Genomic DNA, 16509 nt, shown 5'->3' with positions numbered 1-16509 from the left:
ATGCTCATCTAATCCATCTGTTGGCAACCGAGAAAAAATGGTATTTGGAGAATCAGGCCTTCTCAGCCCAGCCCTTTACGGAAAACTCCCTCCAGCCTCGCGGAAAACTCCCTTACAGATTCATTCTCGCCGATCTTCAAAGGCTCCCCCACCTCCAGCGTAACCGTAATCGGCAAGTCCGGCATCTTCCAGATCGGCCAGCCCTTCTGCAAATACGGACTGTTGGACGAAATAAAAATTGGAAGAACCGGCACCCCTGACCGTTGTGCCAAAAGCGCAAGACCAGGCCGAAATGGATTGATCACGCCATTTTCTTCCCGAGTCCTTGTTCCTTCAGGGAATAGCAAAAGCCGCCCCCCACCCTTCAGCCGCGCCACTGCCATCTTCACCATTTTCAGTCTCGGCGCATTCGGCAGGAATCCCGCGAACCGGGCTCCGATACTAAGGAAAGGATTGGCCAACACCTCCGCTTTCATAATCCCGCTCAACTGCGGAAGCCTTCTCAAAATGATCGGCGCATCCCACAATGCAGGATGGTTGCACGCGATAATCATCGCCCCCTGGAGATCGCTTTTAGCCACCAGATCCTGATCGCATACACGCAGAACCCCCACCAATTCCAGCACGCAGACAAACCTCCCCAAAGAACGACTCAAAACCCTCTGCCCCAATCTCATGTGGCTCTCACGGCTCATGAATACCCATGAAACCAAGCTAAGCAGCGTGATACACAGCACCGATAACGGCCAATAAAGTATCATAAAAACGTGGGCCAAACCGAATCGTACCATTTTCCCTGCCGTTTTCGCAGGGCATTCATTGGCAATGGTTGATTCAGGATTTGAGTTCACAGAATTTCGAGGCAAGCTGCGTCAGCTCGTTGCTTCCATCATCTGAGGCTGTGGAAAACAACTGGCTGAACGCCTAACACACACTGCCCATACCATGCCATTCGATCAAGAATTACTCTCACTACCTCACGGCCCGGAATTTCGCTTCATCGGAGAGATGCTCACCCTCGAGCACGGCGTGAAAGGAACGGCCACCTACAAGATCAGCGGCGAGGAAGAATTCCTGAAAGGCCATTTCCCGGCCGAGCCCATCTGGCCAGGCGTGATTATGATCGAAGCCATCGCCCAGCTCGGCGGCGTCATCGCCCAATCGGACCCATCCGAGGCCGTCCTCCCGGGTATGAAACTCACATCTGTTAAAAACGCGAAAATTCTCGGCACCGCCATTCCCGGCGCAACCCTTACCATCGAAGCCTCCGTGGAAGGCCGCATGGGCAATCTCATTCAGGTAAAAGGCAGCGTCTCCGATGGCGAAAATAAAATCGCCCAAGCCATGATCACACTCAGCGGCAGCTGATCAGGAAAGACTACACCTCGCTCTCGAACTCCCACCTCCGCGGCATCTCCCAGCTCTCCACTTTCCCGCGCATTAGCTCGCGGATCGCTTTTCCCTCCACCCCATCCGCCAGTCTCACACTCGCGCGGATTTCCTCATATCGCTCGTAGTCCCGGCTCTTTTCGCACTCCACAGAGGCGAATTTCACCCCCTCAATTCCTTCTAAAATAGTTCTCAGCCGCTTCGGGCTCACCTTCCGCCCCGCCACATTGATCGCCTTGCCAATGCATCGGGTCACATAAATCTGTCCGCCCACGATCCTTCCCTGATCCATCGTCAGGTATGTTCCAGAGGAAAATTCACCCTCGACCGGCACGTCGGAGCCCGTTGCTCTCGCATCGCTCACCACCGCCAGGCGCCCGGCCTTTCCCATCTCCACGACCACGCCGGGCAAAGCCTCTCCCACCAGCCCGGACTCCGTGCGCGGCCCATCTGTCCTATCGAAAGCTATCGCTCCGGTCTCGCTGGTCCCGTAGAAATTCCGAACCTTCAGACCGGTCTCCTGAAAAATCAACTCCTCCAGCTTCACGGAAAACGGAGATCCAGCCGTAATCGCCCACCCGATCGCCGGATGCGCGGCCAAACCAGTCTGCCACCAGGTCTTCCAGATCGCCGGCACCCCGGGTAAAAACACCTCCCCACCCCGGTCCAGCACCGGCTGCATAAACATCGGCATCGGCCCCGGAACCACATCCAACGGAATCCCCCGCAGGATCAACGGCAGCGCCAGACACCCAAAACCATACGAATGCGCCAGGGAAATGGCAGCGACCCCACGCCTGCCCTCATGCAGACCCAGCCCCTCCACATTTCTTATACCCTCTGCGAATATCTCCTTCTCGCCGAAAAACAGACTCCGCTCCACTCCGGATGATCCACAAGTCTGCTTCACCAGGAAAGTTCCCTCCGGAATGCCTTCCTCGATCGGCCGCACACGGCTCCCTTCATTTTCCAGCAGCAGCACAGGTCTCCCCATCCTCCACGCAGCTATCAGGGAAGGAAAAAAATCCACGGATCCACCCACACACTTCACGAAATCACCGCCCGTCTCCAGCTCGCCCGACCTCTCGTCAATCTCGCCGAAACTAATCCCATCCGGCCTCGCAGGATGCCAGACCGCGATATCACCACCCCGGCGCGCAACCACCTCATCCCAGCAATCCAGCAACATTCCCAGCTTCCTAACGAGTTCCAAACCTCTTGCCAAGACTTGTCATCCCGTCTTTCGTATTTCAGGAAACACCTCCGAAACAAAAAGTTTATGATTCAACCCACCGCTCCCGGAAACCCATCGCAACCACAGCGCGTTTTCGTCACCGGCCTCGGAGTCATTTCCCCCATGGGAGAAACCCCTGATTCACATATAGAATCCCTCCGCGCCGGCTCCACCCACTTCTCTGAAATCGATTTCTTCGATGTCTCCCGCCAGCGCGTAAAGACCGCCGGCATCGCTCCCGTTTCGGAAAAATTTAACTCCCACGCCCTCTCTGAAAGAGAAGCTGCCCGCCTCGATCGCGGCACCAAGCTCCTCCTCCACTCCACCGCACAGGCCATCGCCTCCGCAAACTTGAAGAAAATCCCCGCCGGCATCCCATTCATCATCGGCACCTCCGCCGGAGCCATGCCCATCGGCGAGGACTTTTACAAAACCTCTCAGATCTCTTCCACCGACCGCCGCGGCCAATTCTCACGGGTGGAATATTATCAGCCCCAGCGCCAGGCCACATCCGTCCAGAAGGCACTCAACTTTCGGGGTAACACCCAGATTATTTCCAACGCCTGCGCCTCCGGGGCAAACACCATTGGCCACGCATTCCAGGCCATACGCAGCGGCCGTGAAACCATCGCCCTCGCCGGTGGATTCGATGCCCTTTGCCAACTTGTTTTCGCTGGCTTCGACTCACTACAGGCCCTCGCCGAATCCGGCATCCCACGCCCCTTCGACGCCCACCGCGATGGCCTCGCCCTCGGCGAAGGCGGTGCCATGTTCGTCATCGAATCGGAAGCCTCCATGCTACAGCGCGGAGCCACCCCCATCGCGGAAATCTGCGGCTACGGCATGGCCACAGATCTCCACCACCTCACCCAACCTCACCCGGAAGGCACCGCCGCCGTCCGCTCCATGAGCGCAGCCACCCGCATGGCAGGCATGCAGCCCTCAGATATCCAGTATATCAACTCACACGGCACCGGCACCCCGCTCAACGACATCGCCGAGGCCAACGCAATCACCCACTGGGCCGGACCCGAGGACGCGAAAAACATCTCCGTTTCCTCCACGAAATCCGCCATGGGCCACCTCCTCGGCGGCGCCGGGGCCATCGAATCCGCCATCTGCCTGCTCGCACTCCAGCACCAGCACCTGCCCGCCAGCCTCAATATCCGCGAGCCGGATCCGGCCTGCCAATTCGATCTCGTCCGCGAGCCTCGCGAGGCGAAACTCGATATCGTCCTTACGAACTCCTTCGGCTTCGGCGGTTCCAATGCCACGCTCATTTTCAGAAATCCCACCACGGCCTAACTTTTGAAACAGCCACCATCACTCTACATCCACGGCCACGGCGCAGTCTCCAGCGCGGGCACCACACCCGCGGAGCTCTACCAGGCCTGCCTCGGAGAAACTGAAATCCCCACCGTAAATCTCGAGCGGGAAGTCGCGGGGAAATCTGTCTCCTATCCACACCGCCCCGTCGATTCCAAGGCCCTTCGCACCGCCATGCCCAAGCACCCGCGCCTCCGCCGGTCCAGCAGCGTTACCAAATTTTCCGTCACCGCCGCCCACCAGGCCATCGGTGCAGAGCGCCTCGAGCGCATGCAAAACCACGAGCTAAAAATCGGCATCGTCCTCACCTTCCTCAACGGCTGCGTGAATTATTCGAACCGATTCTTTAGCGAAGTCCTCTCGGACCCATCGCTCGCCAGCCCCATCCTTTTCCCGGAAACCGTCTTCAACGCACCCGCCAGCCACATCGCCTCCTACCTGGAATGTGATGGCCCGGTCTACACACTCCTCGGCGATTCAGCCACTTGGTTCTCCGCATTCCACGTAGCGGACGATTGGATTTCCAGCGGCCTGGTCGATGGATGCCTCATCCTCTGCGCGGAGGAAATCGACTGGCTCACCCTCGAAGGACTTTCACTCTACTCCAGAAAACTCATCGCCACAGAAGGCGCAGCCGCCGTTTATCTGGAGAAAAATCCTTCCCCTATCGCCGTGGAAAATTTCCAGGGCCCGTACTCCTACACAGACACCGGGGAGCGCCGGAAAGCCATCCAGACATCCTTCGACACCCAATCGGACAAATCCGCCGATCTCCTGATCGATGGCCTCACCGGCATTCCTAAACTCGATAAAGACGAATCCAACACCACCAAACAGTGGACCGGACCCACCCTCAGCCCGGCCACCACCCTCGGCGAAGGAATGGGAATCCGTTGCGGCTTCCAGACCATTGCCGCCATCGAGTCACTGAAAACACACAACTCGGCACAAATCCAGGCCTCCGGCACCAACCAGCACGCCTTTTCCCTGAAACTCACAAAAAGCCAGAACCTATAGTCCAAACCAGGACCTCTCCATTCTTTGCACCTCTGCGATAGTCGGCAGAACCTACATCCCAACCATGTCCCCTTCCATTCTCATCACCGGCGCCAACGGCGGCATCGGAAACGCCACCGCCCGTTATTTCCTGGAAAAAGACCCTGAAGCCTTCGTCTACCTCGGCATCCGTTCGGGAAAAACCGAAGCCGAAGCCCTGGTCGCGGCATACCCGGAACGCGCCGCGACCATCTCCCTTGATGTAGCATCCGAAACCGCATGGAAAGCCGCGCTGGAAACTATCTCCTCACAAAACCGCGTAATCACAGTTTTGGTAAACAATGCCGGCCACCACGAGGACCACCTCTTGGCAAACATGCCCACAGAGGCTTGGTCTTCCGTTATCCAGTCGAACCTTACCGCCACCTACCTTGGCTGTCAGTCAGTCCTTCACGGCATGATGACCCAGCGTTTCGGTCGTATTATCAACATCTCCTCACTCAGCGCGCTCCTAGCCCCGCTAGGCCAGACAAACTACGCGGCAGCCAAGGCCGGAGTCGTCGCCATGACACAGAGTTTGGCCAAGGAAACAGCCCGTATGGGCATCACCGCGAACTCCATCTGCCCCGGCTATATCGAGACCGCCGCCATCGATGAAATGGATGCGGAAAAGAAGAAGCAGCAGAAAAAAGCCATCCCCATGCGCCGCTTCGGCACCCCACGCGAAGTTGCCGCGGCCGTTTTTTTCCTTGCCAGCAAAGACGCCGGATATATCACCGGAAGCACACTCAAAATCGACGGAGGAATCCTCTGAAGCTTAACCATTTCCATGTCCGACCCATCTACCCTCCACGAAGAAATCAAAGAAATCCTTGTTGATGAGCTCATGCTCGACATCGAGGTAGATGAAATCGAAACAGACACCCCACTCATGGGCCCGGATAGCCTTGGTCTCGATTCCGTCGATGCACTCCAGCTCGTGGTTGCCATTGAGAAACACTACGGCCTGAAAATCACCGACCCGGAGGAAGCCAAGGTAGCCCTCCGCTCCGTGGCCACCATCGCCACCGCAGTCAACACCTTCAAAGCCTCCCAGGCTTAAAGCGAAGACTCTGAATCCCCGAAAAAACCTCCTCTGCGACTCTCCGCGAACTCTACGCCTTCGCGGTGATAAAACAGCAGATCCACAGTGAACTCCACCCACCTCAAAACCGCCGGCCTACTTCTCCTCAAAATCGCCGGCACCACACTTTTCCTATGGTGGGCCTTCTCCCAGATCGAGGATAAGCAGCTTCTCTACGAGAACTTCCAGCGCGCTATCAAATCCCCCTTCTGGGTCACCACCGGCATCGGATTCGCGTTCCTCAGCATTTTCACGAGCGCACTTCGCTGGTATTTCCTGCTCCGCGCCCAGTCCATCAACGAGTCCTTCCTCTACATCCTCCGTCTCACCCTTTACGGCACATTCTTCAACATCGCATCCATCGGTGGAGCCGCCGGAGACGCTGCGAAAATCGTGTTACTCATCCGCCGGTTTCCCGAAAAAAAGATCCCCATCACCGTCTCCGTGATGATTGATCATCTCATCGGATTCCTCTCCAGCAGCATCATCTTTCTCAGCTTTACCTGGATTTTCGGCGCCATCGAATTCGCCACCGACGCCACCGGCCGCAATACCTTCATCGCTGCCACATGGTTCCAGGCAGGTGCGCTTTTCGTAGTCCTCAGCAGTCTCTTCTCTTGCAGCCCCACCATGATGAACTTCGGCAGGAAATATCTCCCTCTCATCACGAAAAATCGCTGGGTAGATTCCATCACCGCCGCCATTGACCTCTACCGCACCGGCTGGAAGCACGCGCTCGCCGCACTCTTCGTCTCCTTCATCCTTTCCGCCACCTTCTACCTCACCTTCTACGCGGGTATCCGCTCTCTCGGACAGGAAATCCAAGCCACTACCATTATGGCCGTCATGCCACTGGTGGATGTGGTCACAGCCCTCCCGATCTCCATCTCAGGTCTAGGAGTCCGTGAACGCACCTTCGATTTCCTCCTTGGAAAACTTACCGGCATCCCGACTGCATCCGCCATCGCCGGCTCCCTCATCGGCTTCCTTTTCACCCTCTTCTGGGGCCTCATCGGAGGTCTTGCAATCATCACCTCCCGCTCGGGCAAAGCCGATGAATGAAGATCCCGGCATAGCAGTCGCACTCGGCTCCGCCTTCCTCGGTGTCTACGCGCACAGTGGGTTCCTATGCGGCCTGAACAAAGCAGGAATCTTCCCCGCCCACATCGCCGGATCTTCCGCCGGCGCCATTGCAGGAGGCCTCTACGCCGCTGGCCTTAGAGACGGAGAACTCCAGAAAGCAGCTCTCTCCAGCGAACTGAAGAGCTCATATTTCGACCCTTATTTCGCCTTCCGCAGCGCGCCGATGGGAGTCGGGATCCTCACCGGCCTGCTCAGCGGAAAACGCACCATCTCCCACCTTGAGGAACTTCTTCCCGTCCACAATATCGAGGATTGCCAGAACGCCTCACTACACATCGCCGTTACAGAATTCAGGGGAAACCGTGCGGAATTCCTCACCAACGGCCCCCTCGCCAAATCGATAATGGCCAGCTGTGCAGTGCCCATCCTCTTTCTGGAACAGGAAATTTCAGGAAAGAAATACCATGATGGAGGAATCCTCCACGAGCTTCCCATCGCCCCGTTCGTCGAGAATCCGGACATACACACCATCATCGTCCACGACGTCGCCTATCCGAAGGCAACGAACATGAAAAAACTCCGCATAGGCTCCATTTTCGGCAGCTCGCACCGGATGATGAATCAGGAACTCTTCGCTTTCCGCAGACTTGAGGCAGAAAGAAACGGAAAAAAGGTCATCCTCCTCCAAACCAACCACCCCCACCCGGGGCTCCTGCAATCCGCGGGGAAAAAGCTCCAGTTCTTCCAGGCAGGCGAAAGCACCGCACAGAAAATCACCGTATGATCGAAACCATCCGCAGCCTCATTTCGCAGAACCTTTTCCCGCTCGATGATTCCGTCACCGAGACCTCGGATCTCCATCAGGAAGGCCTCGACTCACTCGCCCTCATGCAGCTCATACTTCTGCTGGAGTCGGAATTCACCATCTCCATCCAGCCTACGGATCTGGATCGCGAAAACTTTTCCTCATTGAAAAATATCGCCGCCCTAATCGATTCGAAGGCCGTGTCTTAATACACCTCCTTCCAGAGCTGCCCTCAGCATATATTGGTATAATCCAGCCGGAAAAAACGGCACGGCGAATCGGTGTCACTTATAAGATCAGCCTTACGAACCTTTTATATAGAAAATATGATAGCCTCTATTTGAATTTCACTCTAATCCATAGGCCACGAATGCCATTACCTTTTCAAAGTATTCGTGAAAACCCCGCAGAAAACCTACAAAACCTATGGCTACCATGCTTCTCCCCGCTCGCTTTCTCGGGATTTTTTTTGCGGCATCCATAGTTTCCTCTTCCTTTGCAACAGCCGAGGACACCCGTCCCCTCACCGCCATCTACCCGGCGGATTCATGGGAACGCATTGACCAGAGCGTGGACAAAGCCTTGGTCTGGCTTTCAAAACGCCAAGCCGCGGACGGCTCATTCCAGGCAGGTCATGTCATGGCCCAGCCGGCAGTCACCTCGTTCGCAATTATGGCCTTTCTTTCCCGAGGCCATGCACCGGGGCATGGCCCTTATGGCGAGGCCCTCACCAGGGCCATTGATTACACATTGCTATGTCAGCACAGGGACGGCTACTTCGCGGCCGAAGGCATCATCCCGGACTTTCGGACTGAGCAAAATGCCCCCCTTCCGGCCAACAAAGTCCTCACATCCCTACCGAACTCCGTGGCTACGAGTTATAACCATGCGATTACCTCAGTCATGCTTGCTGAAGTATTCGGTATGGTCGGAGACCAGCAATCATACCGTATAAAAACAGCCCTCGATAAGAGCCTCATCTTTACCTACCGCCTGCAGGATAAAAACAAATACCCGGCGGAAGATCAGGGAGGCTGGCGCTATCTGGAAATCGGCCACAACGGTCGTGATTCGGACCTTTCACTCACTACCTGGTATCTTACCTTCCTACGCGCCGCAAAAAACGCCGGCTTCGAGATCCCCGAGAGACGCGTAGAGATGGCAGTCGCATACGCCCGGATGTGTTACTCGCCCACCCGGAGAGACTTCAATTACAACGTCGATAGGGAAGAACCCCGCACTGCCATGACCGGAGCGGGCGCACTTTGCCTTGCCCTTGCCGGAAAACACGACGACCCGCGCCTCCCCATCGTCGCGGAAAAACTCCAGCGGATCAATTTCAGCAGACTCCTCACCTCTACCGGCATGACCCGGGAATTTCCCATGTATGCCAGCTACTACAGCAGCCAGGCCGCCGCCCAGATTGGCGGAACATGTTGGGAAAACACCTACAAAAACATCTCACGAGCACTGATAAGCACACAGAAACCAGATGGAAGCTGGGAAAATTTCTGGCGCGCGAAATGGGCTGGCGATTGCTACTCCACCTCACTCGGAGTCCTCTCGCTTACCACCCCCTACCAGCTGCTCCCTATTTACCAGCGCTAGCATTTTTAGAAAATTTCCCGAAAACCATATGAACGAAATCGAAGCTCCCACCGAAGCATCCGACACCCAGGCGGTCCGCGATCTCCAAGCCGCCTACGCTGAAGTCCAGCGGGAAATGGCAGGCGTCATCGTCGGCCTTGATGAAGTTATCGCCCAGACATTCGTCACCCTTATCTGCCGCGGCCACTGCATCCTTGAGGGCGTCCCCGGCCTTGCGAAAACCAAACTCATCTCCACCCTCGCCTCACTTCTTGAGCTGAATTTCAAACGCATCCAGTTCACCCCAGACCTCATGCCCGGCGACATCACCGGCTCCGATGTCCTCGAGGAAGACCGCACCACCGGCAACCGTGTCTTCCGTTTCATCCAGGGCCCCCTCTTCGGAAATGTCATCCTGGCGGATGAAATCAACCGAACCCCGCCCAAAACCCAGAGCGCCTTGCTCGAGGCCATGGAAGAACGCCAGCTCACCGTCGGAGGGAAAACCTACCCCCTGCCGGACCCATTTTTCGTGCTCGCAACCCAGAACCCCATCGAGCAAGAGGGCACCTACCCCATGCCCGAGGCACAGCTCGATCGCTTCATGATGAAAATCACCCTCGGCTACCCCACCGCCGAAGAGGAAATCGAAATCATGAAACGGGCCACCACCCAGTATCGCTTCGAGACAAAACCCGTCATGACTGCCGAGACGATCTTCAAACTCCAGAAACTCGTCCGTCGCGTCCCAGTCGCCGATCATGTCTATGAGTTCACCTCGAATCTCATCCGCTCCACCCGCCCCAACGAAGCAGGCGCCAGCACCTACACGAAAAACATGATCAGCTGGGGAGCCGGCCCCCGCGCCAGCATCTTCCTCCTCCTCGCGGCAAAAGCACGTGCCATCCTCCTCGGCCGCTTCCACGCCACCGAAGACGATGTCCGCCAGATGGCGCACGGCATCCTCCGCCACCGCATCATGCCCACCTTCAACGCGGAAGCCGAAGGCCTCACCACGGACGATATCATCACCACACTGCTGGAAACTCCACCACCCGTCCCATCGGCTGCAGAAAACCTGAAGAATACCTTTTTCAGAAAAGCATAACACCCATCTGACCCACCCTGATGTCCGCACCCGTTTCCATGCTGTCCTTCGTCACTGCCGATGATCTGGCACGTCTCGATCGCCTGGAACTCGTCTCACAAAAACTCGTAAACGGCCACATCTCAGGAAAACACAAATCGCTCATTAAGGGTGGCTGCAGCGAATTCTCCGATCACCGCGCCTACAGCCCCGGCGATGAAATCCGCCACCTCGATTGGCGTGTCTACGCCAAGAGCAACCGCTACTACGTAAAAGAATACGACGAAGAAACATCCGCCCATGGCATGATCGTCCTGGACGTCAGCGGCTCCATGAATTTCGGAATGGAAACCGTCAGCAAACTTGATTGCGCAAAAGCCGCCTGCGCTTGTTCCGCCCGCCTCATCCTCGGCCAGCGCGACCCCGTCGGCCTGGCCTTTGGCACCGGCTCCGTCCACGATATCCTCCCACCCCGCTCCTCCGCCCGTCACCTGCACCAGATCCTTCACAAGCTCCACCATGCACAAGCAAGCGGCGATCAGACCTTCGTGGAAACCCTCAAAACCCTGGTCCGCCAGCTCAAGCAGCGCACCCAGATCCTACTCTTCACAGATGGCTTTTTCGATCTCTCGGACTTCGAGTCAGTCTTGCGGCAGATGACCCAGCGCGGCCACCAGATCATCCTCTTTCACACCCTCGCCCCCGAGGAGCTCGCCTTCAATTTCGACGACGGAATCCGCTTCGAGTGCATGGAAAAAGATGGCCTCCACCGCAACGTCGACCCCGCGGAATTCGCCGATACCTACCTCGAGCGAATGCAGATCTTCCTCACCAGGCTCAAAAACATCTGCATCAAATCAGACTCCGCCTACGTCCCCATGCTCACCGATAGACCCGTGAGCGAAACCCTTGCGAACTACCTCCGCACCCGCACCGGCCGCCACACCCGCGCCGCCGCAGGAAGTCATTAAAAATCCCCATGACTTTCCTCAACAGCATATTCCTCTGGGGCGCCCTGGCCGCATCCGTCCCCATCCTGATCCACCTGTTTTCCAGGAAAAGGAAAGTAGTCATCCCGTGGGGCGCCATGCAGTTCCTCATGGAAAAGCCCCCACGAAAAAGGGCGAAATTCCTGAAGCTCAACGAGCTCATCCTTCTCCTCCTGCGCATCCTGGCCGTCATACTCCTTTCTCTCGCCTTCGCACGCCCACTCGTCTCATTCTTCGGCGGCGGCCAGGTGAAACGGGATCTGATTTTCATCCTGGATGCCTCACTCTCCACTTCTGTTTTAGGAACCGACGGAAAACCACTTTTCGATCAGCAGAAGGAACTCGCCATCGAGACCATCGAATCACTCAACGAGAACGATTACCTCCGCGTGCTCGTCAGCGCCAACTCCCAACAATGGATCAACGACACCCCGGTCGCCATGGACAAGGAGCAGCGCAACTCGCTAATCGCAAAAATCACCAGCCTCCAGCCCACCTCCGGTGCCACCGATTTCCCACTTGCCATCCAGGAAGCCCTCGCCCTACCTCCTGCGGAAGTAGACCTTCCCAAGCAAATCACTATCTTCGCCGACGGCAGCGCCAACGGTTGGCACGCGGATGACTCCACCGTTTGGACATCCGCCGCCAGATTCATCAGCGAAGCACCCAACCCCACTCACGTGGAATTTCTTCTTGCCGGAAACAACCCCACCAAAGGAGAGAACATCCTCGTCGAGAAAATCGATATGGAACGGGAAACCGCCACCCGCGGAGCTCTCATGACCGCCCGTGCCACCTTCCGCAATGCCTCCACCTACACCAGTTCCCCACGCACCGCGGACTGGAAACTGAACGGTAAAACAATCGGCGCTACAACGATCCCGGCTCTTCTTCCAGACCAAGCCACCACCCTCTCCTTGCAGTTCACCGCACCTGACAGCGGCGTCCACGACCTGTCCTGCAACTTGGGCGAATCCGACACACTTCCCCGCGACAACACCAACCACTCCATCTTCGAAGTCATCGATGAAATCCCCGTTTTGGTCATCGATGGAAACTTCGAGGAAGAAACCGAAAGCTTCCACGAATCCGGATTCTTCCTCTCCGCCATCGGCTACCACCCTGACTCAAAGAAAAAAGCAGACACCCGCTCCATCTTCCGTCCAAAAATCATCTCCCCGGACTCCCTGAATCAGGAAAACCTTACAAATTACTTCTGTGTGGTCCTCGCAAACGCCCGCGCCCTCACACCCGCCGAAGCCACTCACCTCGAAGACTATGTCCGCGCCGGAGGCGGCCTATGGATCGCCCTCGGAGATCAGACAGATCCTGCAGAAGCAGAAAAAACAATGTCCCGCCTCTGCCCCGTCTCCCTAATCGGTGCCAGCGAAGAACTCACCGGCGAGAACACCCTTGGCGTTCGCCCACCCCTGGAAGATGACTCACCAATCGCTCTCCTCGGCGATCTCGAACGCCTCGATACCGATCGCATCCGCGCCACCCGCTTTCACCGTATCGGGACACCACTCCCAAGCGGAATATCCGTCCCGCTCAGCTTTGAAGGCGGAGCACCCTTACTTATGGAGCACACCCTTGGCTCCGGAAAAATTACCATTTCCACCATCCCACTCAACCTCCGCTGGTCGAATCTCCCGCTCACCCATTCATACGTCGTCCTCATCCACGAACTTCTCTGGCACATGCTCGAGCCCCAGCTCACCAGCCGGAATCTCACCCCCGGTGCCCCGTTCAGCTGGCGCCCCCTCCCCGGCCTCGTTGGTGAGCCCGCCACCATGAAAAAGCCCGACGGAAAGACCACCGGGATCAAATCCATTTCCGACCAGGTCCTCCTCGGCGATACCACCGATCCCGGCCTCTACACCATCACCTCACCCGCCATGGAAAAGGAATCTCTCGTCCAATACTTCCACGTATCCGGGGATCCTGCAGAGTCCGATACCCGCCTCCTTTCCGAGCAGGAAAAATCCGTGCTCACCGATACCGGAGGCCTCACCTACACCGATTCACCCCTCGCCTCCGCCCCCGAGTCCTATTCAAACATCCGACCGAAAAACCCTTTCTGGTCAGTCCTTCTACTTCTCCTCCTCGGCCTGTTTCTTATCGAAGCATTCCTCGCCCACCGCCTGCTCCGCTACCGCCGTATGAAACGCACGCCTGCCGCCATGACTCCCCAGATCCGATGAATACCGAGCAGGCAGAAAACATCATCTTCGCCGGCGGCCTCCCCGTCTGGCAACTCGTCACCCTCGGCGCAGTCCTCACGATCCTACTGGGCGTTCTTTTCTGGCGCGATCTCCGCCTGGCCCGACGTCGCTATATCGTCCCTTTCCTTTTTCTCCTGCGCCTCCTCGCAGTCGCAGGCGTGCTATTCGCCCTAGCCGAGCCCACCCATCTCACGGAAGTCACCACCTCACGCGATAAATCCTTCGGAATCTATGTCGATAACTCAGCCAGCATGAGCCTCGTAGACGAACCGGACGGCCTCGGCAACGCCCTCCGCTGGTCAGAAATCCCCGAAGCCGAACCGTCACGAATAGCCGATACCTGGACTGCCCGCCTAGGAGCAATCCGCACCCAGCTCCACCAAAGCCTGCAATCCAGCGACCCAGAGGTTTACACAAAAATCCGCACAGATTCGAAACAGCTCCTCAAGGACATAGAAGACGATTCGAACAAAATCTCATCCTCCGAGATCTTCACGGAAATCTCAAACTACCTTGAGCAAATCCTGATCCCCACCCTGGACAGCCTGTCCTCAAACACCGCCACCGCATCCCGCAGAAACGATGCCCGCACCCTCCTCCTGGGCCTCACCGATCATCTGGTAATCATTCACCGCCTAGCCGACCAATTGGCAGCAGACCTGGAAACGCAACTGATCGCCTCTGAAAAAATCACTACCCAGCAGAGCCGCCTCAAATCCGCCACCGCATGGCTCGGAAAAGCCCGCAAAACCTGGCTAAAGGAACTCAGCGAAAAAGCAACTATCCGCGCCTACACCTTTGCCGATGAAGTCCTCCCCATGGCAAACCCCGACTGGTCTTCCCTCACCAGCCAGCCCGTAACCCAAGCCGCCTCCACAGACCTCAACAAAACCCTCCGCGACATCGCCCGGAACTACGCCAGCGGGGAAATCCAAGCCGCCGTCCTCATCACAGATGGCGATCACGCAACCCTCGATGCAGAGCCGCTCCAGATCCCCGGCGCCCTGTCCACCGCCCCCCTCTTCATCGTCCCCATCGGCGGCACCAAGGTCCAACGCGACGTTATTCTCCACCATATTTCAGCCCCCCGCTACACTCTCTACACAGACCGCATTCCTATCGAAGCCATGGTCTCCGGGATCGGTTGCAAAGGGGAAACTGCCAAACTCCAGCTCCTCCTTGGCGAAACGGTTCTCTCCGAGGAGACCATCACCTTCGCCTCGGAAGTCTCCGATCACCGCGTCGATTTCTCGTGGAAACCCGGTAGCGTGGGAAGCTACGACCTCCACGTAAACGTTGAGATCCTCAACAACGAGGCCAGCGAGACCAACAACTCCAGCTCCATCCAGGCAGACACCATCGATGATAAACAGCGCATCTTCATCGCCGATGACCGCCCCCGCTGGGAAACCCGCTATCTGCTCAATATTTTCAACCGCACCAAGCGCATCGAGCACACCTCCATCCTTTTCCAGCCTGCCACCTCACGCCAGCAGCCCCCCGCCCTCCCCTATGCGCTGGAGACATGGCAAAATTTCGGTCTGGTCGTTCTAGGAGATCTCAGCCCGGATCAGCTGACCCCGGAGCACCAGCAGGCCTTAAAGGAATACGTCAACCTCGGCGGAAAACTCGTGGTCATCGCCGGAGACAATTCCATGCCGGCAGCCTTCAATGGCCAGCCACTCATGGAACTTCTACCCATCGAGCCACGCCCGATCTACGATCCGGAAAAACGTGGCGTCAGCCTGTCACTCAGCGCCGAAGGCCGGTTTGCCACCATGCTCCGCCTCGAGGAGGACCCCGCCACTAACAACTCGCTATGGCCGTATTTTTCCCATAAAATGCCGATTTACGATCTTTCACCATACTCCGTCGCCAAGCCCTCCGCCACAGTCCTCGTTGAAGCAAACATGAGATCCGGCACCTCCAACACCGAGAAACCGCGCGCCTATCTGAGCTGGCATCAGTATGGAAAAGGAATGGTCGCCTACCTCGCCTCACCCACCACCTACCACCTCCGTTTCCGCCTTGGGGACCAGTATCATTACCGCTTCTGGGGGCAATTCCTCCAATGGATCAATGCCCAGAACTTCTCCGCCGGCACCCAGCAGGTCCAGATCCGCACGGACAAAACCAAATACCCCCTCGGCTCCCCGATCCACGCCACCGTAAGCCTCTCCGATCCACGCGGTCTCCCGCTCTCGGGAATTGAATGCTCCGTTGCCCTAATGAGCGAGGACGAGGCTAAAATGGAAACCATCTGCGTGGAAAACCCGGACGCCCCAGGCGAATACCTCGCCATATTTGAAAACGCCCCGAAGGGGAACTTCTCCGTAAGACCCACAGGCACCGCCATACGGGAACTTCTGGGAGATGACCAATCCGCAGCCACCCCCATCGTCGTCCTGCGGCCGGAAAACCGGGAACTGGACTACGGCCTCTGCGATATTTCCGCCCTCAGGCAAATCGCCAATACCAGCAACGGCACCATCATCTCAGCCTCCGCACTCCCCGCCGCGCTCGAACAGTTTTCCCTGGAATCCACAAAAACCATACGCACTGCCCGCCATCCGCTCTGGAACGTCTGGCCGCTCCTCCTACTTGTCATCGCATTCCTCAGTCTCGAGTGGATGGGCAGGCGCGCCGCAGGAATACTATAAACCCA

15 protein-coding genes are annotated in these 16509 nt (G+C 57.2%); 13 read left to right on the top strand and 2 right to left on the bottom strand.

Annotated elements, in window-relative coordinates:
- Nucleotides 1-62: 62 nt before the first annotated feature.
- The gene (locus AAGA79_RS04320) at nucleotides 63-656 is read right to left on the bottom strand and encodes a lysophospholipid acyltransferase family protein (protein ID WP_411827547.1); all 594 of its coding nucleotides are present in this window, start codon (nucleotides 654-656) and stop codon (nucleotides 63-65) included.
- Nucleotides 657-945: 289 nt separating this feature from the next.
- Here AAGA79_RS04320 and AAGA79_RS04315 point away from each other — a divergent pair, with 289 nt between their 5' ends.
- A complete protein-coding gene (locus AAGA79_RS04315; RefSeq protein ID WP_411827546.1) occupies nucleotides 946-1368 on the top strand; it encodes a 3-hydroxyacyl-ACP dehydratase FabZ family protein in 423 nt (140 codons plus the stop codon).
- A 10-nt stretch (nucleotides 1369-1378) separates the two neighbouring features.
- On the opposite strand, the gene AAGA79_RS04310 is transcribed toward AAGA79_RS04315, so the two are convergent.
- The gene (locus AAGA79_RS04310) at nucleotides 1379-2614 is read right to left on the bottom strand and encodes an AMP-binding protein (RefSeq protein ID WP_411827545.1); all 1236 of its coding nucleotides are present in this window, start codon (nucleotides 2612-2614) and stop codon (nucleotides 1379-1381) included.
- A 54-nt stretch (nucleotides 2615-2668) separates the two neighbouring features.
- On the opposite strand from AAGA79_RS04310, the gene AAGA79_RS04305 reads away from it, so the two are divergent.
- The 12 genes from AAGA79_RS04305 to AAGA79_RS04250 all read left to right on the top strand — a co-directional run bounded on the left by AAGA79_RS04305 (nucleotide 2669) and on the right by AAGA79_RS04250 (nucleotide 16504).
- Nucleotides 2669-3928: a beta-ketoacyl-[acyl-carrier-protein] synthase family protein gene (locus AAGA79_RS04305; protein WP_411827544.1), complete on the top strand. Its 1260-nt coding sequence runs from the start codon at nucleotides 2669-2671 to the stop codon at nucleotides 3926-3928.
- A 3-nt stretch (nucleotides 3929-3931) separates the two neighbouring features.
- Nucleotides 3932-4966 (top strand): hypothetical protein, encoded by a 1035-nt coding sequence (locus AAGA79_RS04300; RefSeq protein ID WP_411827543.1) that lies wholly within the window; start codon nucleotides 3932-3934, stop codon nucleotides 4964-4966.
- A gap of 64 nt (nucleotides 4967-5030) precedes the next feature.
- Complete coding sequence (locus AAGA79_RS04295) at nucleotides 5031-5759, top strand: SDR family oxidoreductase (RefSeq protein ID WP_411827542.1); 729 nt, start codon at nucleotides 5031-5033, stop codon at nucleotides 5757-5759.
- 15 nt (nucleotides 5760-5774) lie between these two features.
- Nucleotides 5775-6047: an acyl carrier protein gene (locus tag AAGA79_RS04290; RefSeq protein WP_411827541.1), complete on the top strand. Its 273-nt coding sequence runs from the start codon at nucleotides 5775-5777 to the stop codon at nucleotides 6045-6047.
- 87 nt (nucleotides 6048-6134) lie between these two features.
- Nucleotides 6135-7130, top strand: a complete 996-nt coding sequence (locus AAGA79_RS04285; RefSeq protein WP_411827540.1) for a lysylphosphatidylglycerol synthase transmembrane domain-containing protein — start codon at nucleotides 6135-6137, stop codon at nucleotides 7128-7130.
- The gene (locus tag AAGA79_RS04280; protein WP_411827539.1) at nucleotides 7123-7935 is read left to right on the top strand and encodes a patatin-like phospholipase family protein; all 813 of its coding nucleotides are present in this window, start codon (nucleotides 7123-7125) and stop codon (nucleotides 7933-7935) included. The genes AAGA79_RS04285 and AAGA79_RS04280 overlap by 8 nt, the downstream gene beginning before the upstream one ends.
- Nucleotides 7932-8165, top strand: coding sequence for a phosphopantetheine-binding protein (locus AAGA79_RS04275; RefSeq protein ID WP_411827538.1), 234 nt, complete (start codon nucleotides 7932-7934; stop codon nucleotides 8163-8165). Before AAGA79_RS04280 ends, AAGA79_RS04275 begins: the two co-directional genes overlap by 4 nt.
- Before the next feature lie 217 nt (nucleotides 8166-8382).
- A complete protein-coding gene (locus AAGA79_RS04270; RefSeq protein ID WP_411827537.1) occupies nucleotides 8383-9564 on the top strand; it encodes a prenyltransferase/squalene oxidase repeat-containing protein in 1182 nt (393 codons plus the stop codon).
- 28 nt (nucleotides 9565-9592) lie between these two features.
- Complete coding sequence (locus AAGA79_RS04265) at nucleotides 9593-10651, top strand: AAA family ATPase (protein ID WP_411827536.1); 1059 nt, start codon at nucleotides 9593-9595, stop codon at nucleotides 10649-10651.
- 20 nt (nucleotides 10652-10671) lie between these two features.
- Nucleotides 10672-11601, top strand: coding sequence for a DUF58 domain-containing protein (locus AAGA79_RS04260; protein ID WP_411827535.1), 930 nt, complete (start codon nucleotides 10672-10674; stop codon nucleotides 11599-11601).
- An 8-nt stretch (nucleotides 11602-11609) separates the two neighbouring features.
- Nucleotides 11610-13823, top strand: a complete 2214-nt coding sequence (locus AAGA79_RS04255; protein WP_411827534.1) for a BatA domain-containing protein — start codon at nucleotides 11610-11612, stop codon at nucleotides 13821-13823.
- The gene (locus AAGA79_RS04250; protein ID WP_411827533.1) at nucleotides 13820-16504 is read left to right on the top strand and encodes a hypothetical protein; all 2685 of its coding nucleotides are present in this window, start codon (nucleotides 13820-13822) and stop codon (nucleotides 16502-16504) included. The genes AAGA79_RS04255 and AAGA79_RS04250 overlap by 4 nt, the downstream gene beginning before the upstream one ends.
- Nucleotides 16505-16509: the final 5 nt, after the last annotated feature.

The sequence above is a fragment of the Luteolibacter sp. AS25 genome, assembly GCF_046736275.1.
Lineage (GTDB): Bacteria > Verrucomicrobiota > Verrucomicrobiia > Verrucomicrobiales > Akkermansiaceae > Luteolibacter.
The sequence above is the reverse complement of the archived record's forward strand: the minus strand, read 5'-3'. Positions and strand labels throughout refer to the sequence as shown.